The organism is Streptomyces sp. NPDC091281, assembly GCF_044757425.1.
Classification (GTDB): domain Bacteria; phylum Actinomycetota; class Actinomycetes; order Streptomycetales; family Streptomycetaceae; genus Streptomyces.
Genome location: NZ_JBIVUY010000004.1, coordinates 491644 through 512328 on the forward strand (window position 1 = coordinate 491644; position 20685 = coordinate 512328).

The 20685-nt window shown below is 74.1% G+C and carries 18 protein-coding genes; 12 read left to right on the plus strand and 6 right to left on the minus strand.

Annotated features, from left to right (window positions below):
- Positions 1 to 55: 55 nt before the first annotated feature.
- The 3 genes from ACIQPQ_RS13765 to ACIQPQ_RS13775 all read left to right on the plus strand — a co-directional run bounded on the left by ACIQPQ_RS13765 (position 56) and on the right by ACIQPQ_RS13775 (position 2423).
- Positions 56 to 229: a hypothetical protein gene (locus tag ACIQPQ_RS13765; protein WP_401303313.1), complete on the plus strand. Its 174-nt coding sequence runs from the start codon at positions 56 to 58 to the stop codon at positions 227 to 229.
- Positions 229 to 537, plus strand: coding sequence for a hypothetical protein (locus ACIQPQ_RS13770; RefSeq protein ID WP_401303314.1), 309 nt, complete (start codon positions 229 to 231; stop codon positions 535 to 537). Before ACIQPQ_RS13765 ends, ACIQPQ_RS13770 begins: the two co-directional genes overlap by 1 nt.
- Before the next feature lie 185 nt (positions 538 to 722).
- A complete protein-coding gene (locus tag ACIQPQ_RS13775) occupies positions 723 to 2423 on the plus strand; it encodes a DNA repair helicase XPB (protein ID WP_401303316.1) in 1701 nt (566 codons plus the stop codon).
- A gap of 22 nt (positions 2424 to 2445) precedes the next feature.
- Here ACIQPQ_RS13775 and ACIQPQ_RS13780 read toward each other — a convergent pair whose 3' ends face one another.
- The 3 genes from ACIQPQ_RS13780 to ACIQPQ_RS13790 all read right to left on the minus strand — a co-directional run bounded on the left by ACIQPQ_RS13780 (position 2446) and on the right by ACIQPQ_RS13790 (position 5996).
- Positions 2446 to 2643, minus strand: a complete 198-nt coding sequence (locus ACIQPQ_RS13780) for a hypothetical protein (RefSeq protein ID WP_383769165.1) — start codon at positions 2641 to 2643, stop codon at positions 2446 to 2448.
- 171 nt (positions 2644 to 2814) lie between these two features.
- Entirely contained in the window at positions 2815 to 3831 is a 1017-nt protein-coding gene (locus tag ACIQPQ_RS13785; protein ID WP_401303318.1) for a LacI family DNA-binding transcriptional regulator, read from the minus strand.
- A 116-nt stretch (positions 3832 to 3947) separates the two neighbouring features.
- Positions 3948 to 5996: a TIM-barrel domain-containing protein gene (locus tag ACIQPQ_RS13790; RefSeq protein WP_401303319.1), complete on the minus strand. Its 2049-nt coding sequence runs from the start codon at positions 5994 to 5996 to the stop codon at positions 3948 to 3950.
- A gap of 314 nt (positions 5997 to 6310) precedes the next feature.
- Between ACIQPQ_RS13790 and ACIQPQ_RS13795 the strand changes: the two genes are divergently transcribed.
- The 5 genes from ACIQPQ_RS13795 to ACIQPQ_RS13815 all read left to right on the plus strand — a co-directional run bounded on the left by ACIQPQ_RS13795 (position 6311) and on the right by ACIQPQ_RS13815 (position 14889).
- Positions 6311 to 7555 (plus strand): extracellular solute-binding protein, encoded by a 1245-nt coding sequence (locus ACIQPQ_RS13795; protein WP_401303321.1) that lies wholly within the window; start codon positions 6311 to 6313, stop codon positions 7553 to 7555.
- A 239-nt stretch (positions 7556 to 7794) separates the two neighbouring features.
- Positions 7795 to 8772 (plus strand): carbohydrate ABC transporter permease, encoded by a 978-nt coding sequence (locus ACIQPQ_RS13800; protein ID WP_401303323.1) that lies wholly within the window; start codon positions 7795 to 7797, stop codon positions 8770 to 8772.
- Complete coding sequence (locus tag ACIQPQ_RS13805; RefSeq protein WP_401303325.1) at positions 8769 to 9671, plus strand: carbohydrate ABC transporter permease; 903 nt, start codon at positions 8769 to 8771, stop codon at positions 9669 to 9671. Before ACIQPQ_RS13800 ends, ACIQPQ_RS13805 begins: the two co-directional genes overlap by 4 nt.
- Positions 9672 to 9772: 101 nt before the next feature.
- Positions 9773 to 12439, plus strand: a complete 2667-nt coding sequence (locus tag ACIQPQ_RS13810; RefSeq protein WP_401303327.1) for a hypothetical protein — start codon at positions 9773 to 9775, stop codon at positions 12437 to 12439.
- A gap of 296 nt (positions 12440 to 12735) precedes the next feature.
- On the plus strand, positions 12736 to 14889 hold the full coding sequence (locus tag ACIQPQ_RS13815) for a HelD family protein (protein ID WP_401303328.1): 2154 nt from the start codon (positions 12736 to 12738) through the stop codon (positions 14887 to 14889).
- A 61-nt stretch (positions 14890 to 14950) separates the two neighbouring features.
- Here ACIQPQ_RS13815 and ACIQPQ_RS13820 read toward each other — a convergent pair whose 3' ends face one another.
- Entirely contained in the window at positions 14951 to 15646 is a 696-nt protein-coding gene (locus ACIQPQ_RS13820; RefSeq protein WP_401303330.1) for a copper homeostasis protein CutC, read from the minus strand.
- Positions 15647 to 15920: 274 nt separating this feature from the next.
- On the opposite strand from ACIQPQ_RS13820, the gene ACIQPQ_RS13825 reads away from it, so the two are divergent.
- Both ACIQPQ_RS13825 and ACIQPQ_RS13830 read left to right on the plus strand, forming a co-directional pair.
- The gene (locus tag ACIQPQ_RS13825; protein ID WP_401303331.1) at positions 15921 to 16676 is read left to right on the plus strand and encodes a hypothetical protein; all 756 of its coding nucleotides are present in this window, start codon (positions 15921 to 15923) and stop codon (positions 16674 to 16676) included.
- A gap of 27 nt (positions 16677 to 16703) precedes the next feature.
- Positions 16704 to 17804 (plus strand): GNAT family N-acetyltransferase, encoded by a 1101-nt coding sequence (locus tag ACIQPQ_RS13830; RefSeq protein WP_401303333.1) that lies wholly within the window; start codon positions 16704 to 16706, stop codon positions 17802 to 17804.
- 30 nt (positions 17805 to 17834) lie between these two features.
- On the opposite strand, the gene ACIQPQ_RS13835 is transcribed toward ACIQPQ_RS13830, so the two are convergent.
- Together ACIQPQ_RS13835 and ACIQPQ_RS13840 are read right to left on the minus strand one after the other, a co-directional pair.
- Entirely contained in the window at positions 17835 to 18101 is a 267-nt protein-coding gene (locus tag ACIQPQ_RS13835; protein WP_401303335.1) for a DUF4031 domain-containing protein, read from the minus strand.
- A gap of 7 nt (positions 18102 to 18108) precedes the next feature.
- Complete coding sequence (locus tag ACIQPQ_RS13840) at positions 18109 to 18513, minus strand: hypothetical protein (protein ID WP_401303601.1); 405 nt, start codon at positions 18511 to 18513, stop codon at positions 18109 to 18111.
- 152 nt (positions 18514 to 18665) lie between these two features.
- Between ACIQPQ_RS13840 and ACIQPQ_RS13845 the strand changes: the two genes are divergently transcribed.
- Together ACIQPQ_RS13845 and murQ are read left to right on the plus strand one after the other, a co-directional pair.
- Positions 18666 to 19550, plus strand: a complete 885-nt coding sequence (locus ACIQPQ_RS13845) for a MurR/RpiR family transcriptional regulator (RefSeq protein WP_401303336.1) — start codon at positions 18666 to 18668, stop codon at positions 19548 to 19550.
- Between the two features lie 133 nt (positions 19551 to 19683).
- Entirely contained in the window at positions 19684 to 20685 is a 1002-nt protein-coding gene (murQ, locus tag ACIQPQ_RS13850) for an N-acetylmuramic acid 6-phosphate etherase (RefSeq protein WP_401303338.1), read from the plus strand.

Sequence of the window (20685 nt, forward strand, 5' to 3'; positions counted from 1 at the left end):
CGAGCCGGACAGGAATGCGCGTCGGCAGGACACGAGTGCTGGGCAACGTGTCCTGATGACACTCAGAGTCTCGCGTGACTCCGGCCGGACCTGGGGCCCGGTGACGGAGGTGCGGGAGGTCGAGAATCCGGTGATCCTCCCCGACTCCACCGGCTACCCCGCCTGCACGTGCCCGCGCTGCACGCTCCGCTCCCCGCTCCCCGCGGCCTCCCACGGTACGGAGTCGTGATGCGGTGCCCGGAGTGGCAGCGGGTGCTCCCGGACCTGGTCCGGGAAGCACGGGGCACGTCGGCGGCGGAGTGCGTCGACGGGGCCGTGCAGTGCCAGATGTCGGCGCACGTCGACGGAGAGCACTACGGGCTCCTCGACGACGACGGCGAACCCGGGACCGCCCGGTGGCTCCGATGGCTCGACGCGGCCGACGGTGAACCGGTCGTCCTGCCGGACTGCCCGGTGGTGTCCCCGGGGCCCGACGGTGAGGGCTGCTGCCTTTTCGTCGGCCACGCCGAGCGGCACACCTGGGAAGACCCGCCGTAGAAGGTCTCGTGTGCCGGGCCGGACAGCCGACCTGGACCACGGATCACGAGGGACGCCGTGATCCGCTTCGGCGGCCCCGCCGGTCTGCGACGGAGCCCGCCTCCGCGGGCGCCCTCTCCCGCCCGGCGAGTAGGGCACACTGGACGTTTGGCTGCTTCGTCCGGCCGTATCGAAAGGGTCCGCGTGTGAATGGTCCACTCATCGTCCAGTCGGACAAGACCCTGCTCCTGGAGGTCGACCACGAGCAGGCCGACGACTGCCGTCGCGCCATCGCGCCGTTCGCGGAGCTGGAGCGGGCGCCCGAGCACATCCACACCTACCGGGTGACGCCGCTCGGCCTGTGGAACGCGCGCGCCGCCGGGCACGACGCCGAGCAGGTGGTGGACGCGCTCGTGCAGTACAGCCGGTATCCGGTGCCGCACGCGCTGCTGGTCGACATCGCCGAGACGATGGACCGGTACGGGCGGCTCACCCTCAGCAAGCATCCGGCGCACGGGCTGGTGCTGACCACTACCGACCGGCCGGTGCTGGAGGAGATCCTGCGGTCGAAGCGGATCGCGCCGCTGGTCGGCGCCCGTATCGACCCGGACACCGTCGCCGTGCACCCCTCCGAGCGCGGCCAGATCAAGCAGACGCTGCTGAAGCTGGGCTGGCCCGCGGAGGACCTCGCCGGGTACGTGGACGGCGAGGCGCACGCCATCGAGCTGGACGAGAACGGCTGGGCGCTGCGGCCGTACCAGAAGCAGGCCGTGGAGAACTTCTGGCACGGCGGGAGCGGGGTCGTGGTGCTGCCCTGCGGCGCCGGGAAGACGCTGGTCGGCGCGGGGGCGATGGCCGAGGCGAAGTCGACCACGCTGATCCTCGTCACCAACACCGTCTCCGCCCGGCAGTGGAAGCACGAGCTGGTGAAGCGGACCTCGCTGACCGAGGACGAGATCGGCGAGTACAGCGGCACCAGGAAGGAGATCCGGCCGGTCACCATCGCCACCTACCAGGTGCTGACCACCCGCCGGAAGGGCGTCTACCCGCACCTGGAGCTGTTCGACTCCCGCGACTGGGGCCTCATCCTCTACGACGAGGTGCACCTGCTGCCCGCGCCCGTCTTCAAGTTCACCGCCGACCTCCAGGCCCGCCGCCGCCTCGGTCTGACCGCGACGCTGGTGCGCGAGGACGGCCGCGAGTCCGACGTGTTCTCGCTGATCGGGCCGAAGCGCTTCGACGCGCCGTGGAAGGAGATCGAGGCGCAGGGCTACATCGCGCCCGCCGACTGCGTCGAGGTCCGGGTCAACCTCACCGACTCCGAACGGCTCGCGTACGCGACGGCCGAGGCGGAGGAGAAGTACCGCTTCTGCGCGACGACGGCCACCAAGCGCAAGGTCACCGAGGCCATCGTGCGGCGCTTCGCGGGGCAGCAGATCCTCGTCATCGGGCAGTACATCGACCAGCTGGACGAGCTGGGCGAGCACCTCGGCGCGCCGGTGATCAAGGGCGAGACGTCCAACGCACAGCGCGAGAAGCTCTTCGACGCGTTCCGCGAGGGCGAGATCAGCGTGCTGGTGGTGTCGAAGGTGGCGAACTTCTCCATCGACCTGCCGGAGGCCACCGTCGCCGTCCAGGTCTCGGGCACCTTCGGCTCCCGCCAGGAGGAGGCCCAGCGGCTCGGCCGGGTGCTGCGGCCGAAGGCGGACGGGCACCAGGCCCACTTCTACTCGGTGGTCGCCCGCGACACCATCGACCAGGACTTCGCCGCCCACCGGCAGCGGTTCCTGGCGGAGCAGGGCTACGCCTACCGCATCGTCGACGCGGACGAACTGCTGGCGACGGAGGGCACGGACGGGACCGAAGGCGCGGACGGCAGGGACGGGACCGAGGGCGCGGAGGAGTAGGTCCCGGGGGGGTCTCCGGTGTCTACGGTGGCGGGGCGGGCCTGCGGCGGCGTACGACGCCTGCCTCCTCGCCGTACTGGCCGAGCAGGACGACGTCGACGGCGGCTCCGGCGAACACGCGTACCGCGCGCAGGGCGTCGCCGAAGAGGTGACGGTGGGACCCGGTGAGCGGGGTGGCGCCGACCGGGACTCGGGCTGGGTCGAGAAGCGCTGCACTCATGTCTCCATGATGCGATCCCGGACATAAGGGGGGCATCGGTCCACGGGGTCGAGTGCGGGGGCCGATGTGTCCACCCGGGGAGGGAGCGGTGTCCGGCTCGTCCACCCGGGGAGGGGGACGGGTCCCCTAGGGGGTGTAGTGCCCCAGGGGGCGTGTCTCAGTGGGTGCGTCTCAGGGGCGGCGGCGGGGTGGGCCCGTGCTGCCGCGGCGCTTGAGCTGGGGGGCCAGCAGCGTCGACACCGGCTGGGCCTCGCCCCCGATGAGCCCCGCCAGCCGCTCGAAGGCGAGACCGCCCAGCTCACGGGCGGGCAGGGCGACGTCGGAGACCGCGGGCACCAGGTGCTCCGCCTGGTCGTCGGGGCAGATCGCCAGGACGGACAGGTCGCCGGGGACCCGCATGCCGAGCTGGGCCAGCCGCTCCAGGACGAACGGCAGCGCCTGCTCGTTGTAGACGACCAGGGCGGACAGGTCGGGGTCCTGGCCGAAGAGGTTCTCGATCGCCTCGGCCACCCCGGCGGGGCTCGGCACGGCCGGGGTCCACACCTCGCGCAGCCCGTTCTCCCGCAGCGTCGCCATCGCCCCGTCCCGCGCCCGCAGCGCATATCCGGCGCGGCGGGCGAAGGTGTCGGCGGGCTGACCGAGCAGGCCGACGTGCCGGTGGCCGAGGTCCAGCAGATGCCGTACGCACATCGCACCGGCCGCCGCGAAGTCGAAGTCGACGTGGACCAGGCCCTCACGGTCGTCCGGGGTGCCGATGAGGACGACGGGCCGCTCCAGCGAACCGAGCGCGGGCAGCCGGGGGTCGTCGATCTGGATCTCCATCACGATGACCCCGTCGACCATGGCGCTGGAGACGAGGTTGTCGATCTCGGAGACGCCGTCCTCGGCGGTCAGCAGCAGCAGGTTGAAGTTGCGGGAGCGGGCCGCGCGCAGCGCCGACAGCACGAACTGCATCTGCACGCCGCCCTGTCCGTCGGCGAACATCGGCAGCACCATCGCCACCACGTTGGTCGACTGGCGGCGGATCGAGCGGGCGCCCGCGTGCGGCCGGAAACCCAGCTCGGCGATGCTCTCCTCGACCCGGCGGCGGGTCTCCGCGGAGATGGGGCGGTTGCCGCTGAGCACGTAGGACACGGTGCTCGGGGAGACACCGGCACGGCGCGCCACATCGACGATCCTGACCGCCACCGCACCTCCCGCTCGCACGCACACCCCGCCCCCGCGGCGGGTCACTGGCATCGGGCCGGCGGGGCGCGGCGCGGTCGTGCGCTCCGCGGGACGCGTCCGGCGCCGGTCATCCGACTTTACCCGAGGGCCTCCGGGGCGATCGGCAGCTTCGCGCCGTCCCGCAGATAGAGCGGGACCCGCTCCAGCGGCGCCGCCACCCGGTGCAGGGCGCCGCCCGTCAGCTCCTCGCCGGTCCACGCGTCGTGCCAGCGCGCCCCCTCCGGCAGATAGACCTCCCGGTGCCGGGCCCCGGCCTCGGTGACCGGCGCGACGAGCAGGTCGGGGCCGAGGAGGTAGGCGTCGTCGACGGTCCAGGTCAGGGGGTCGCCGGGGAACTCCACGAACAGGGCGCGCATCGGGGGCAGGCCCTGCTCGGCGGCCTCCCGCATCACCGCGCCCAGGTAGGGGCGCAGCCGCTCGCGGAGGTGGAGGTGGACGGCGAGGACGCGGTAGGCCTCCTCGCCGTACGACCACACCTCGTTGGGGCCGCCGGTGATGGTGCGGCCGAGCGGGGTGCGGGGCTCGCGGTCGCCGTGCAGGCGGAACAGGGGGCTGAACGCGCCGAACTGGAACCAGCGGATCAGCACCTCCCGGTAGGCGGGGTCGTCGGGGTCGCCGCCGTGGAAGCCGCCGATGTCCGAGCACCACCAGGGGATGCCGGACAGGCCCGCGTTGAGTCCGGCCGCTATCTGGCGGCGCAGGGTGGGGAAGTCGACGCCGATGTCGCCGGACCACAGGGCGGCGCCGTAGCGCTGGCTGCCCGCCCACGCCGACCGGGACAGGGAGACGCAGGCCTCGCCCCGCGCGGTCATGCCCTCCCAGACGGCGCGCGCGTGCTCGCGGGGGTAGAGGTTGGCGACCTCCGTGCCGCGGCCCGCGTGGAAGCGGAGCGCGTCGTGGTCGACGGGGGCGATCTCGGGTTCGTCGGCGTCCAGCCAGAACGCGTCGACGCCGTGCGCCCGGTACCCCTCGTCGAGGGCCCGCCACAGATGGGCGCGGGCCTCCGGGTGGGTGGGGTCGTAGAAGGAGACGCCGACCGGCTCGTCGGAGGGCTTGTCGACCCAGCGGGTGTGGGTGCCGTCGGGGCGGTCGGTGCCCACCAGCAGTCCCTTGCGGTCGAGTTCGGCCCACTGCGGGGAGACCGGGTTGACCGAGGGCCACACCGACACCATGAGGCGTACGCCCGCCTCGTGCAGCTCGGCGGCCATGGCCTTCGGGTCGGGCCACTCCTCGGGGTCGAAGCCCCAGGTGCCGAGGCTGGTCCAGTGGTAGAAGTCGGCGACGATCACCGACAGCGGCAGGCCGCGCCGCCGGTACTCGCGGGCCACGTCGAGGAGTTCGTCCTGGGTGCGGTAGCGCAGCTTGGACTGCCAGAAGCCGGTGGCCCAGTCGGGCAGGACCGGCGGGTGGCCGGTGGCGTCGGCGTAGCGGGAGAGGATCTCGGCGGGGGTGCCCGCGGTGAACCAGTAGTCGATCGCGCGGGTGCGGCGGGCGGTCCAGCGGGTGCGGGTGACGCCGAGTTCGACGGTGCCGAGGGCCGGGTTGTTCCAGAGCAGGCCGTAGCCGCGGCTGGAGATCAGCAGGGGGACGCTGACCTCGCCGTTGCGCTGTTCCAGGTCGAGGACGGCGCCCTTCTGGTCGAGCAGGCCGTGCTGGTGCTGGCCGAGGCCGTAGAGGCGTTCGCCCTCGTAGGCGCGGAAGTGCTGCTCGGCGCGGTGGCGGCCGTCGCCGAGGGGGGTGAGGTGGCGCGGGCCCGGCCACCAGAAGTGGGCCGGTTCCTCCGCGAGCAGTTCGGCGCCGGACGCGTCCAGGAAGCGCAGCACCCCGTCTGGGGTGATCTCGACGGTGAGCGCGCCGTGCCGCAGGCGGGCGACCGGGCCGCGCAGGCCGCCGTTGACGCCGAGTCCGGCGAGGAAGGTGCGCTCGATGAGCGCCTCGGACGGCGCGGACACCTCGGGCGCCGGTCCGGGCGGGGGTGTGTCGTCCAGGGCGCCCGGCTGGTCGTCGGGGAGGGCGCCGGTCCCGGCCCGGACGCGGACCGCGTCCGGGCCCCACGCCTCGACGCGCAGGATCTGCCCGCCTTCCCGCCATTCGATCCCCGCACTGATTTCGCGAAACGGACTCACGCCGGCTTCTCCCGTGTCTCAAGCTCCCGCCCGGTCCCTTCCGGGCAGGTGGCCGCAGCGTAATCGAAATGATTCGACGCGCCTAGGGCCCCCGCGCCCCCGCTCCGGCCGGACGCCTCCGCACTGCGCTGACTTTCCGTATACGCACGAGCACCTCCTGGGCATTCCTTCGCACGCCTTGTCACCGCTGACGGCTTTCCCTGGGAGAAGCGTTGACAAGGAGCGGAGTGCGCGGTTCGATGCGTCGAAACGTTTCCGGCCCTGATCGGGCGGATTTCTCCCTGTGTCGCGGGCACCGAGAAGGGACATCGATCATGAGAAGCACGCAGCGCGCCTCGGCGGCCTGGGGGCGGACCCTGGCACTGACCGCCGCCGGCACGCTCCTGGCCGCCGGATGCGGGTCCTCGGCGGACAGCGGATCGTCCGGGCCGGTCACCGTGAAGGCGATGGACTACTTCACCGCCGAGCCGCAGCGCAGCGCGATCGGCGCGCTGCTCGACTCCTGCGCCGAGACCGTCGGCGTCAAGGTCGAGCACCAGAGCGTGGCCAACCCCCAGCTGATGCCGAAGGTGCTCCAGCAGCTGTCCTCCCGCACGCTGCCGCACCTGCTGATGCTGGACAACCCGGCGCTGCCGCAGATCGCCGAGACGGGCGCGCTGACCGAGCTGACCAGCGCCGGGGTGGACCTCGACGGCTACTACCCGTCGATCCTCTCGGCGGGCACCTACGACAAGAAGGTCTACGGTCTCGCGCCGGGCGTGAACTCGATCGCCCTCTTCTACAACAAGAAGCTGCTCGCCGACGCGGGCGTGCAACCGCCGCGCACCTGGCCCGAGTTGACGGCCGCCGCGAAGAAGCTGACCTCGGGCGACCGGTACGGGTTCGCGATGTCCGCCGACAACGACGGTGAGGGCGCCTGGCAGTTCCTGCCCTTCTTCTGGTCCAAGGGCGGCGACCTGACCGACCTGGACGCGCCGCCGTCGGTCGCCGCGCTCACCCTCGTCACCGACCTCGTCCGGCAGGGCTCCATGTCCAAGTCGGCCGTCACCTGGGCGCAGAGCGACGTCAACGACCAGTTCGCGGCGGGCAAGGCCGCCATGATGATCAACGGTCCGTGGCAGTTCCCCGGTCTCGACGGCACCGCCGGGCTCGACTACGGCGTCGCGCAGATCCCGGTGCCCGCCGCGGGCGACACCCTCAAGGTGCCGCTCGGCGGCGAGGTGTGGACGGTGCCGCGCAGCGACCCGGCGCACGAGAAGGCCGCCGCGAAGGTGCTGGGCTGTCTCAACACCCCTGAGCACCAGCTCGACTTCGCGAAGAAGGTGGGGTACGTGCCGTCGCAGCGGTCCGCCGCCGAGCAGGTCGGGCAGGCCGACCCGGCGATGCGGCCGTTCGTCGACGAGGTCGCCACGGCCGCCTCGCGCACCGCCGACGTGGGCACCCGCTACCCGGCCATCGCGACCGCCGTCGAGTCCGCGTTGCAGAGCGCCCTCTCCGGCGCCGCGTCCCCGCAGGAGGCGCTGAAGGCCGCGCAGGCGAAGGCGGGCGACGCGTCCTGAACGGCGGGAGGGGCAGGCCGGGGTGGGGCGGGTTCGGCGGCCGTCTCAGGTCGGTGCCCTTCCGGCAGCGCCCTGCGGTCGGGCCGCGCGCCTGACGCCCCGTTCGGCCCCTCCCTCCGTACTTCCGTACCTCCGTACCTGCGACTTCCGTACCTCGGTACCTCGGTACCGGGTTCGGTTCTCAGACGATCCCGTCGGCCGCGCGGCAGCGGCCGGGCCGGGAGAAGGAATCCGCTCAGATGACTCAGCTCCACCTCACGGAACGGACCGACGCCCCCGGCGGGCCGCCGGCGCCGCGTCCGGCGCCGGTCCGGCGACGGGACCGGCGGGACCGCGTCGCGCAGTGGCTGTTCGTGGCGCCCGCCGTCCTCTACCTCGTCGCGTTCTTCGGCTACCCGGTCCTCCAGAACCTGGTGACGGCGTTCCAGGACTACGACACCTCCAGCCTCTACACCGGGCACGCGCCCTTCGCGGGGCTGCGCAACTACCAGGAGGTCCTGACCTCCGGCCGGTTCGGCGGACTGCTGTGGAACACGGTCGTGTTCACCGTGGTCTCGATGGCCGCGCAGTTCGCGATCGGGCTCGCGCTGGCGCTGTTCTTCAGCCGCCGCTTCCCGCTCAACGGTGTGGTGCGGGCGCTGCTCCTGCTGCCGTGGCTGGTGCCGATGGTGGCGTCGGCGACGGTGTGGCGCTGGATGCTCGACCAGGACAACGGCGTCGTCAACCGGCTCCTCGAAACGCTGCACCTCGCGCCCGCCGGGGGCGTGCCGTGGCTGTCCGGAGTGGACGTGTCCCTGTACGCGGTGACGCTGGTCAACGTCTGGGTGGGCATCCCCTTCAACCTCGTCGTCCTCTACAGCGGCCTCCAGGAGATCCCCGCCGAGATCCACGAGGCCGCCTCGCTGGACGGGGTCGGGCCGTTCGGCCGGTTCCGGCACATCACCTGGCCGCTGCTGCGCCCCGTGGTGAACGTGGTGGTGGTGCTGGGGTTCATCTACACCGTCAAGGTCATCGACATCATCCTCGTCGTCACCGGCGGCGGCCCGGCCGACGCCAGCAGCACCCTCGCCGTCGAGGCCTACCACCTGTCGTTCAAGACGTTCCTGTTCGGTCAGGGCGCCGCCATGGGCAACGTGCTCATCCTGATCTCCCTGCTGTTCGCCGCGGTCTACCTGCGGCTCAACCGCGGGGCCCACCTTCCGGAGGACACCGCGTGAGCACCGCCGCCCCCCGCCCCCGTACCGGCGCCGCGACGTCCCGTCCGGCGCGCGGCCCGCTCCGTACGCGGCGCGGCACCCGGCGCCGCGGACGCCGTACCCCGCCCTGGGTGTCGACCGTCCTGGCCCTCGCCGTCCTCGCGGTGCTGCTGTTCCCCGTGTACTGGATGGTCAACGTGTCGCTCCAGGGGCACGCCACGTCGTTCAGCACCGACTGGTTCCCCCGGCACCCCGGCTTCGCCGCCTACCGGGAGGCCTTCGCCGACCAAGGCGGTCACCTCCTGGTCAGCCTGACCGTGGCGCTCGGCTCGACGCTGATCAGCTCGCTGGTGGCGGCGCCCGCCGCGTTCGCGCTGGCCAAGTACCGGCTGCCGGGCCGGGGCGTGGTGCTGCTCGCCGCGGTGGTGACGCAGATGGTGCCGGGCATCGTCATCGCCAACGCGCTCTACCGGGCGTACAACGGGCTGGGGTTGCTGGACTCGCTGCCCGGACTGATCCTGGCCGACGCCTCGTTGGGCATCCCCTTCGCGATGCTGCTGATGCGCTCGTTCATGGCGGAGATCCCGGACGCGGTGATCGAGGCGGCGCGGGTCGACGGGGCGGGCCGGGTACGGACGTTCGTGTCGGTGGTGCTGCCGATGAGCCGCAACGGCCTGATCACGGCGGCCCTGTTCAGCTTCCTGTTCGCCTGGAGCGACTTCCTCTTCGCCCTCACCCTCACCTCCACCGACACGGTCACCCCGATCACCATGGGCATCTACCGCTACCTGGGCGCCCAGACCGAGAACTGGAGCCCGGTGATGGCGAGTTCCGTCCTGGCCTGCCTCCCCTCGGCGGTCCTGCTGGTCCTCGCGCAGCGGTACATCGCGGCCGGGGTCGGCGGCGGCGCCGTGAAGTGAACCCGGTCCGTGAGAGCGGTCCCGTTCCGTAAGAGCGGCGCCGTTCCGGCCACCCATTCCACCCCCCTCCCGAGCCGCTGGACACCCAAGGAGGACCACGCATGTCCGTACGCCCCCGGCGTCTGCTCGCGCTCGCCGCGACGGTCGCCGCCCTGACCGCCGGGCTCACCGCCCTGCCCCCCACGCCGGGCGCGGCCGCCGCGCCCGAGGCGGTCGCCGCCGCCGTCCCCAACCCGCTGCACTACCTCTACCTCGGCTGGGAGGGCGACAGCCCGAAGCCGCTGACCTTCCCCGGCGGCGCCCTGTCGCTGGACCACACCAAGGCGATCGACTACGGCGTCACCGTCGGCGGCACCGCCTACCGCGCCGACGAGACGGAGGCCGGGCTGCGCGACCGGATCGCCTGGACGCTCGCCGAGGGCTATCTGCCGAGCCCCGTCTCGACCTGGACCGCCGGGCCGGTCAAGGTGACCGTGCAGCACTTCGCCAACCGGGTGCTCAACGACGGCGCCACCGCCCTCTACACGCGGGTCACCGTCACCAACACCTCGTCGTCGCCGCAGGCCACCACCCTCGACATCGGCGCCCCGTCCACCGTCGAGGTCCCCCTCTCCGGCACGCCGACCAGCAGCGACACCACCTCCCAGCACTACGCGCTCACCGTCGCGCCGGGCGGCTCCGTCAGCAAGGACTTCGTCGCCCGCTCCGCCGGGACGGCGACCGCCGCGCAGCTCGCCGGGGCGGGCGGCTTCGACACCAACTACCAGGCCATGGCGGCCTATTGGAAGGGCCGCCTGGCGCAGACCGCCGACCCGGTCAGCATCCCCGACGCGGGCCTCGCCACCATGTACAAGGCGGAGCAGATCGTCTCCTGGATGACGCTCGCCAAGACCAACGACGGTCAGGGCGGCACCAATTACGAGCTGCGCAGCAGCGGCGGCGCGCCCTCCAACGCCCCCTTCCACGGCTACGACGTCGTCTACAGCCACGACGCCCCCGACATCGCGGCCCAGTACGTCCGCGAGGGCGACTTCGACCTCGCCAAGAAGGCCCTGTCGTCGAAGATCTACCTCGACAAGAGTTCCGTCCCCGACCACCACCCCTACCTCGACGCCCCGCCGAAGTTCCTGTACCCGTACGCGCTGTACCTGCGCTACACCGGCGACCAGAGCCTGTTCACCCCGGCGATCAAGACGAAGATCAAGGACACCGCGCACCTCGTGCACGACCTGCGGGTGGCCGACGCGTCCTCGCCGTACGACGGGCTGATCAAGCCGTCCGCGACCTTCGACAACCAGCCCAGCCACCTCGTGATCGACAACATGGCGGCCATCTACGGCCTGACCGCCTACGCCGACCTCGCGGCCTCCTGGTCCGGCGCCGACGCCTCCTGGGCGGCCGAGCGGACCTGGGCGCTGGAGCAGGTGACCTCGATCAACACGGCCCTCGACCGGGCCCTCACCGCCCGCATGAACGCCACATCCAGCGGCGGCTACAACGCCTGCCTCGACGCCTGTCCGCTGCTCGGCAACGGCAACTACCAGGGCAACTGGCTCGGTACGACGTTCATGATGTCCTCGCTGCCCTGGGACGGCCGTCTCGCCGGGGTCACCGCGGGCGGCGTCTGGAAGGACAAGCTGGACGCCTCCGCGCGCCTGGCCTTCACCCGGCGCGCGGCGACCGCCCCCGCCATCCCGCCGCACAGCTGGGGCGCCTGGACCAACGGCGCCAACGGCTACGGCACCGTCTACAACGGCGGCGCGGGCTCCCAGCTCCTCGCGTCGAACGACCCCGACCTGCGCACCGAGGCCGTCGCCAACCTGCGCTGGCTGCTGGACAACCAGACCGCGCCGCTCCAGTGGGGCGAGAGCTTCGCGTCCGGCGGCGACTCCTGGAACAAGAACCTCGCCGACCTGGAGGCGTGGGGACTCAGCACCAACAAGAAGGCGCTGCTGGAGGCCAACGTCTCCGTCACCAGCGGCGGGCCGGTCGTCATCGGCCGCGGCGTCCCGACCAGCTGGCTCACCTCGGGACGGCCGATCACCTGGCGCAACGTGCCCACGCACGGCGGGCACCGCATCGGCTTCACGATCACCCGGGACGGCAACAAGGTGACCCTGTCCGTCACCGGCGATCCGGGCGCGCCCGTCGCGCTGTCGCTGCCCGCCTTCATCGGCGACATCACCGCCACCACGTCCGGGACGGTCGACAACGCCTCCGGCACGGTCACCCTCCCGGCCGGTCAGCGCACCGTCACGGTCACCGTCGGTGACCTGGCCCGGTCGGAGGTCAAGGTCGCGGACTCGACGGCCGGTCACTACACGTTCGGCCAGACCGCCAACCAGGTCCGCCGCTACCAGACGTTCACCGCCGGGGAGAACAGCAGGCTGGAGTCGGTGAAGGTCAGCCTCCGCAAGATCGGCGGCACCACGCAGACGCCGGTCACCGTCGCCCTGTACGCGACGGCGGGCACCAAGCCGACCGGCGCCCCGCTCGCCACGGCCACCATCCCGGCCTCGGCGGTCGGCACCACCGACACCGTCGTCACCGCCGCCCTGCGCTACGACGGCCTCGTCGACGGCGCCCCCTACGCCGTCGTCCTCGGTCAGCAGACGCCCAGCCCGTCCAACGCGGCCTACGAGTGGGCCACCTCCGGCTCGCGGGGCGTGCAGGCCTTCGGCAAGGGCGCGGGCAGCGGCTGGACGGCCGAGTCGAACCTCGGGGACGCCTGGCTGACGGCCCGGACCGTGGACCCGGACGCCCTGTAGGGGTGAGCACCGGGGCACGGGGCCGGGCCGGGGGCTGAACGCCCCCGGGGTCTCTCACGGGCGGTCGCGTCGTCAGGACGCGGCCGCCCGTTCCGTACGCCCGGACCCGGCCGGGTGAAATGCGTTCGCGTCCGCCGGGGGCACCGGTCTAGACTCTCCGCTCTTGCCCGCCTCCCGCAGGGAGTGCCGCCGTCCGGCCGGTACCGGACGGTTTCCGCAGCGCCCGTTCCGCGGCCCGCGCCCCCGCGGTGTCCCGCACGCGGCGCGCCCCCGCAGGTCCTTCCGGAGGCACCGCCTTGCCCACGCACGTCCCGCCCGAGCGACCCGACACCGACACAACCGCCCCCGACACCCCCGCCGGCTCCGGCTCCGGGACCGGCACCGCCGCATCCGCCCCTCCGGACCCCGTCGACCCCCTCGGCCGGGAGCGCGCGCATCTCGGGGACTCGCGGGCCGCGCTGCGGGCCATGCGGGAGGACGTGGAGTCGCTGGACATCCGCGACGTCACCGCGAACTGGGTCAACGCCGAGGTCCTCGCCCGGCAGATCGAAGACCGCGTCAAGGCGCTCGCCGACCTCAGCGACACCCCGCTCTTCTTCGGCCGCCTCGACTACCAGCACGCGCCGGGCGCCGACCGGGCCGAGGGCGCGGCGGGCGAGCGGTTCTACATCGGGCGGCGGCACGTCCACGACCACGACGGCGACCCGATGGTGATCGACTGGCGCGCGCCGGTCTCCCAGCCGTTCTACCGGGCCTCGAAGAAGGACCCGATGGACGTCGGGCTGCGGCGCCGCTTCGGCTACACCGGCGGCGACCTCACCGCGTACGAGGACGAGCACCTGTCCGACCCGGCGGAGGCGGCGACCACCAGCAAGCTGCTCCAGCGGGAGATCGAACGGCCGCGTGTCGGCCCGATGCGGGACATCGTCGCCACCATCCAGCCCGAGCAGGACGAGATCGTGCGCGGCGGGCTCGGCGGCTCGGTGTGCGTGCAGGGCGGGCCCGGCACCGGGAAGACGGCGGTCGGTCTGCACCGGGTGGCGTACCTGCTGTACGCGCACCGTGAGCGGCTCGCCCGCACCGGCACCCTGGTCATCGGACCGAACCGGTCGTTCCTGCACTACATCGAGCAAGTGCTGCCCGCGCTGGGCGAGTTGAGCGTGCAGCAGGCGACGGTGGACGACCTGGTGGCCCATGTCGAGGTGCGCGGCACGGACGCGGCACCGGCGGCGGTCGTCAAGGGCGACGCCCGGATGGCGGAGGTGCTGCGCCGGGCGCTGTACTCCCACGTGACACCGCCCACCGAGCCGGTCGTCGTGGTGCGCGGCTCACGCCGCTGGCGGGTTCCGGCGTACGAAGTGGAGGCCATCGTGGGCGAGTTGCTGGAGCGGGACATCCGTTACGGCGCCGCCCGCGAGGCCCTGCCGCAGCGGATCGCGCACGCGGTGCTGGTGCAGATGGAGCGGTCCGGGGAGGCGCCCGACGACCGGGTGCAGGACGCCGTCGCCCGCAACAGCGCGGTCAAAGCGGCGGTGAAGGCGGTCTGGCCCGCGGTCGATCCGGCGAAGCTGGTGCTGCGGCTGCTGACGGACGCGGAGTTCCTGGCGGAGCACGCGGCGGGCGTCCTCGACGCGGACGAGCAGAAGACTCTCCTGTGGGGCGCGGGCGGCTCCGGGGGCAGGCCGCCGAGGTCGGTGAAGGCCGCCAAGTGGTCCGCCGCCGACGCGGTGTTGATCGACGAGGCGACCGACCTGGTGGAGCGGACGCACTCGCTGGGGCACGTGGTGCTCGACGAGGCGCAGGACCTCTCCCCCATGCAGTACCGGGCCGTGGGGCGGCGCTGCACCACCGGCAGCGCGACCGTCCTCGGCGACCTGGCGCAGGGCACCACCCCTTGGGCGACCCGGAGTTGGGAGGAGGCCCTCGGCCACCTCGGCAAGTCGGACGCGGTGGTGGAGGAGTTGACGGCCGGTTTCCGCGTGCCGACCGACGTCATCCGGTACGCCTCCCGGCTGCTGCCGCACATCGCGCCCGGTCTGACCCCGGTCGCCTCGGTCCGGGAGAACCCCGGCGCCTTCGCCCTGCGTCCGGGAACCGGGGCGGACGACGTGGTCGCCGCGTGCGCGGAGTCGCTGCGGCAGGAGGGCTCGACGGGGCTGATCGCGGCCGACGCCCGCGTCCCCGCCCTCGCCGCGGCGCTGACGGCGGCGGGTGTCCCCTTCCTCGCGCCGGGCGAGGAGACCACCCGCGAGACCCGCCTCACCCTGGTCCCGGCCTCCCTCGCCAAGGGCCTGGAGTACGACTACGTCGTCCTGGACGAGCCCCGCGCCGTGGTCGACGGCGAACCCGACGAACGCACCGGTCTGCGCCGCCTGTACGTCGCCCTCACCCGCGCGGTCTCCGGCCTGACCGTGATCCACACCAGCCCGCTCCCGGCCGAGCTGGGCTGAACGGTCCCCGGCCCGCCCGCACGGGGCGGGCGTTGCCGGACGGGAGCGGGTCCCGGTCCGGTCAGGCCGCGCCGTCCACCGCCCGCCGCCACTGCGCGACCGCGTCCGCCGACACCGGCTCGCGCCAGCCGCCGGGGCGGGCGGCGCCGCCGATGTGGAAGGCGTCGACACCGGCCGCGCGCAGGACGGGGACGTGGTCGAGGCGGAGGCCGCCGCCGACCAGGACCTGCTGCTCGTAGCCCTGTTCGCCGGTGCGGGCGGTCTCCGCGAGGAGGACGGGCAGGCCCTCGTCGACGCCCGCGGCGGCCCCGGCCGTGAGGTAGGTGTCCAGGCCGGGCAGGCCCTCGACCTCCTTGCGCAGGGCGTCGCGGTCGGCGGTGTGGTCGATGGCGCGGTGGAAGGTCCACGGGCAGCCGTCCAGCGCGGCGACGACCCGCTCCACGGCCGCCAGGTCCACCGCGCCCTCGCCGTCGAGGAAGCCGAGCACGAAGGCGTCGGCGCCCGCCGCCCGCAGGTCGCCCGCGAGGGCGACGAGCCGGTCGGCGTCGCCCACCCCGAACCCGTCGGTCAGGCGCAGCATCACGCGCAGGTCGAGGTCGACGGCGGACCGGATGCCGGCGAAGACCGCCACGGGCGGGGTGAGCCCGTCGGCGTCCATGTCGGTGACGAGTTCGAGGCGGTCCGCGCCTCCGGCCTGGGCGGCGACCGCGTCCTCGGGGTCGAGGGCGATCACCTCCAGGACTGCACGCTTGCTCATGGCACCCCATTCCTGTCGGCGGCTCTGCGAGGCGGGGCTCCAGCCCCGGTTCCGGCGTCGGTCCCGACGTCGGGTCCGGCTCCGGCTCCTGCTCACAGACGAGTGGTCTCGGTCGGCTTCCTGGACCGGACCCGTGGATCAGTACAGGTCTAGTCCAATCCCCTCAGCGTACGCCTGCGGGCCGCCGCCCTCACCCCCGCGTCCCGGTCATGAAACGGATCGTTCACGTCACACGGGCCGCTCCCCGGGGTCCGGCCCGCGCGAGAATGGCCGTATGGCCGACCACCCCGAGCGTCCCGACCACCCCACGGACCCCACGGACCCCGCCGCCGCCCCCGCAGCCGCCCCGGCCGCCGCCCCCGACCCCGACGCCCTCCGCGCCCGCTTCACCCGCGCCCTGGACGCCGTACGCGCCCCCTCCTCCGACCCTGCCCCCGGCGCCGGTCGGGCCGCCCCGCCGGACGCCGCCCCCTACGCCGGGAACCTCCTCGCGCGCTGGAGCGAGCCGCAGCGCCGCTACCACACGCTCACGCACCTCACCGCGGTCCTGGACCACGTCGACCGGCTCGCGGAGCACGCCGACGACCCGGACGTGGTCCGGCTGGCCGCCTGGTTCCACGACGCGGTCTACCTGCCCGACCGCTCCGAGAACGAGGAGCGCTCCGCCGCCCTCGCCGAGCGCGCGCTGGCCGAGGCCGGGGTGGGCGCGGCGCGGACCGCCGAGGTGGCCCGGCTGGTGCGGCTCACCGTCGGCCACGACCCGGCGGACGGCGACCGCGACGGCGAAGTGCTGTGCGACGCCGACCTCGCGGTCCTCGCGGCGCCGCCGTCCGCGTACGCCGCCTACACCGCCGCCGTGCGCGCCGAGTACCACTTCGTGCCCGACGACCTGTTCCGGGAGGGCCGTTCGGCCGTGCTGCGGCACCTGCTGGAGCTGCCCCGCCTGTTCCGCACCCCGTACGGCGCGCGGGAGTGGGAGGCCACCGCCCGCCACAACCTCCGCGCCGAGCTGGAAATGCTGTCGAGCTGACCTCCCGTCCGCCCTACGCTGCCTGTCATGCGGGTATGGGGCGGGGATCAGGTGCGGGCGGCCGTCGCGGAGAGCGTGGCGGTGCTGCGCACGGCGGCGGACCGGGACTGGGACGGGGTGAAGGCGGGCCGCCTGGACTGGACGTGCCGCGAGACCGCCGAGCACATCGCGGGCGATCTCCTCGCCTACGCGGGCCAGTTGGCGGGCCGCGCGCAGCACGCGTGGGTCCCGTTCGAGATCACCTTCGACGAGGGCACCGACCCGGCGGGCGTGCTGGACGTGATCGAGACGACGGGCGTCCTGCTCGCCGCGACGGTGCGCACCACCCCGCCCCGCGTCCGCGCCTTCCACCCGTACCCGTTCCGCTCCGCCGACCGTGAGGGGTTCGCCGCGATGGGCGTGGCGGAGGTGCTGCTGCACACGCACGACATCGCCGAGGGCTTGGGGCTGGCGTACGAGCCGTCGGCCGGGCTGTGCGCGGACGTCCTCGCCCGGATCTTCCCGCACGTGCGGCCCGGCCCCGACCCGTGGCCGACGCTGCTGTGGGCCACCGGCCGCGGCGCGGTGACCGGCCGCCCGCCGGTCACCGGCTGGCGCTGGTCCAACCCCCTGGTGCTGCCCGCGGGCCGCCTCGCCCTGGAGGGCGTCACCCCGGCCGCGGCCCAGGACCTCGCGGCGGGCGGCGACGGCGGCTTCGTGTGGCTCGGGGACCGCCCGTACGACGGGACGCGCGAGGTGGCCCGCGCGCTGCGCGAGGCCTGGTATGCGGGCACCCACCGCCCGGAGTCCGGGATGTTCGCGGTGGTCCGCGAGGACGGCCGGGCCGTCGGCAGCGTCTCCTTCCACGGCGTCCCCGACGAGGAGGGCCGTACCGAGATCGGCTACGACCTCGTCCCCGCCGCCCGCGGCCACGGCCACGCCACCGCGGCGGTCACCGCCCTCACCGACTGGGCGCTGTCCCGCGACGACGTCAGCGCCGTCTGCGCCACCGTCGAGGAGGCCAACACGGCCTCGGCGGCGGTCCTGACCCGGTCGGGCTTCGTCCGCACCCCGGTCGAGGAGACGGGCCCGGCCCCGGAACGCGACGCGGAGGGCCGGCCGCTGCGCCTCTACGTCCGGCGGGCGTAGCCCCGCCCGCCGTGAGCGCGCCGGGCGTTCCTAGATCCGCCGCCCCTTGGGCCGCCGCAGGCCCGACTCCGTGAGGAGGCGGACGACCTCGCGGCTGGTGACCTCGCGGGCGCCCGCGGTGACGGCGTCGGCGTAGCGGTGGGACGGCAGGTCGTAGTGGTCGCGTTCGAAGGCGCGCCGCGGGACGCCCAACGCGTCGGCGAAGGCGTGCAGTTCGGCGAAGGAGGCGTCGCTGACCAGGTGGGACCAGAGGCGGCCGTGGCCGGGCCAGGTCGGCGGGTCGATGTAGATCGTCACGGCCGGTTCACGCGTCCGCCGGTCCACCGGTCGCCCGGCCCAGCGCGCCGACCGGCGCCACCCGCACGCCCGCCTGATGGCACACCCAGTGCGGATCGGGCCCGAGTTCCGGCTCGACCTCCAGCGCGTGCGGGTCGCCCGAGCCGCAGACCGGGCACAGTGGCCAGCGCCCGTACCGCTCCAGCAGCGCGTCCTGCACGTCCTGCGCGACCAGCCCCGACACGAACGCGGCGCCCTCCGGCCACTGTTCGACCCACCAGCGGCGCTGCGCCACCGACTCCTCGACCAGCGACACCACGTCCGCCTCCGCGACCCGCCCGGCGACCAGGTCGGCCAGCACGAGGGCCCGCGCGGCGTGCAGCGCCTGCTCCAGCGGCCCGACAGAGGTGACGGGCCCGGCGGGCCCAGGCACGGAGGGCCCGGCGGGCCCAGGGGGAACGGCGGGGTCGGGGGACGGGCCGGGGGTCCGGTCGGGGTGCGGTTCGGGGTTCGGGCCGGGGACATCCATGCCCCCCATTGTGCGCACGGTTGACCGGTGCACCGGAACGAAAATACCTTTCACGCATGGCCCGCGACGTGAAGGAAGTTTTCGGCGAGGCCCTCGCCGCCAAGGTCCGGGCGCTCGCGCCGTCCATGACCCGCTCGATGCAGCGGGTCGCCGAGACCGTCGCCGCCGACCCGGCGGGCTGCGCCGCGCTCACCGTCACCGGGCTCGCCGAACGCACCGGCACCAGCGAGGCCACCGTGGTCCGCACCGCCCGCGCCCTCGGCTACCCCGGCTACCGCGACCTGCGGCTCGCCCTCGCCGGGCTCGCCGCGCGCCGCGCCTCCGGCCGCTCCCCCGCGCTCACCACCGACATCGCCGTCGACGACCCGCTCCCCGACGTCGTCGCCAAGCTGGCCCGCGACGAGGCCCAGACCCTCGCGGACACCGCCGCCGCCCTGGACATCGCCCAGCTCGGCGCGGCCGTCGCCGCGGTGGCCGCCGCCCGCCGCACCGACGTGTACGGCGTGGGCGCCTCCGGGCTGGTCGCCCAGGACCTGGTGCAGAAGCTGCTGCGGATCGGCCTGCTGGCCCACGCGCACAGCGACCCGCACCTCGCCGTCACCAACGCGGTGCAGCTGCGGGCCGGGGACGTGGCCGTCGCGGTCACCCACTCCGGGTCGACCCGCGACGTGGTGGAGCCGCTGCGGGCGGCGTTCGAGCGGGGCGCGACCACCGTCGCCGTCACCGGGCGGCCGGGCGGCGCCGTCAGCCAGTACGCCGACCACGTGCTGACCACGTCCACGGCGCGGGAGAGCGAGCTGCGGCCCGCCGCGATGTCCTCCCGCACCGGCCAGTTGCTGGTGGTGGACTGCCTGTTCGTGGGGGTGGCGCAGCGGACGTACGAGACGGCGGCGCCCGCGCTGGCCGCGTCGTACGAGGCACTGGCCCACCGGCACCGGTAGACCGGAGACCCGCACACCCACGGGTCCACCGCCCCGTAGGCCTCCGGAGCCACCGTCCCGTAGGCCTCCGGGACCACCGCACCCGGCACGCCCGGACCGTACGCGCCGCCCCGACCGGAAAGAGCCGCACGCCATGACCTCCGCCCCCCGCCCCGGCACCGCCGACAGCCCCTCCGCAGCAGCCCCCGCCCCCACCGCTCCCGCCCCTCCCGGAGCCCCCGACACTCTCCTCGGCCAGCTCGGCACGCTCGCCACCGAGGCGTTCCGGCCCGAGCTGGCCGAGATCGACCGGCTGCCCACCCTCGACCTGGCCCGCCTGATGAACGGCGAGGACCACGCCGTCCCGGCCGCCGTCGCCGCCCGGCTGCCCGAGATCGCCGCCGTCATCGACGCCGTCGCCGCGCGCATGGCCCGCGGCGGACGCCTCGTCTACGCGGGCGCCGGGACCGCCGGACGGCTCGGCGTGCTGGACGCCTCCGAGTGCCCGCCCACCTTCAACGCCGACCCCGGCCAGGTCGTCGGCCTCATCGCGGGCGGCCCCGACGCCCTGGTCACCTCCGTCGAGGGCGCCGAGGACTCCCGCGAGCTGGCCGTCCGCGACCTGGACGCGCTCGGCCTGACCGCCGAGGACACGGTGGTCGGCGTCTCCGCCTCCGGCCGCACCCCGTACGCGCTCGGCGCTGTCGCGCACGCCCGCGCGCGGGGGGCGCTCACCGTGGGCCTGGCCTGCAATCCGGGCAGCGCGCTGGCGGCCGCCGCCGACCACGGCATCGAGGTGGTGACCGGGCCCGAACTGGTCACCGGGTCGACCCGGCTGAAGGCGGGCACCGCGCAGAAGCTGGTGCTCAACATGATCTCGACGCTGACGATGATCCGGCTCGGCAAGACCTACGGGAACCTGATGGTCGACGTCCGCGCCTCCAACGACAAGCTGCGGGCCCGCTCCCGGCGGATCGTCGCCCTCGCCACCGGCGCCGACGACGCCGAGACCGAGCGGGCCCTCGCGGCGACCGGCGGCGAGGTGAAGAACGCGATCCTCGTGGTGCTCGCCGGGGTGGACGGGCCGACGGCCGCCCGCCTTCTGGAGGAGTCCGGCGGCCATCTGCGCGCCGCGCTCGCCGCCGCGGCGCCCTGA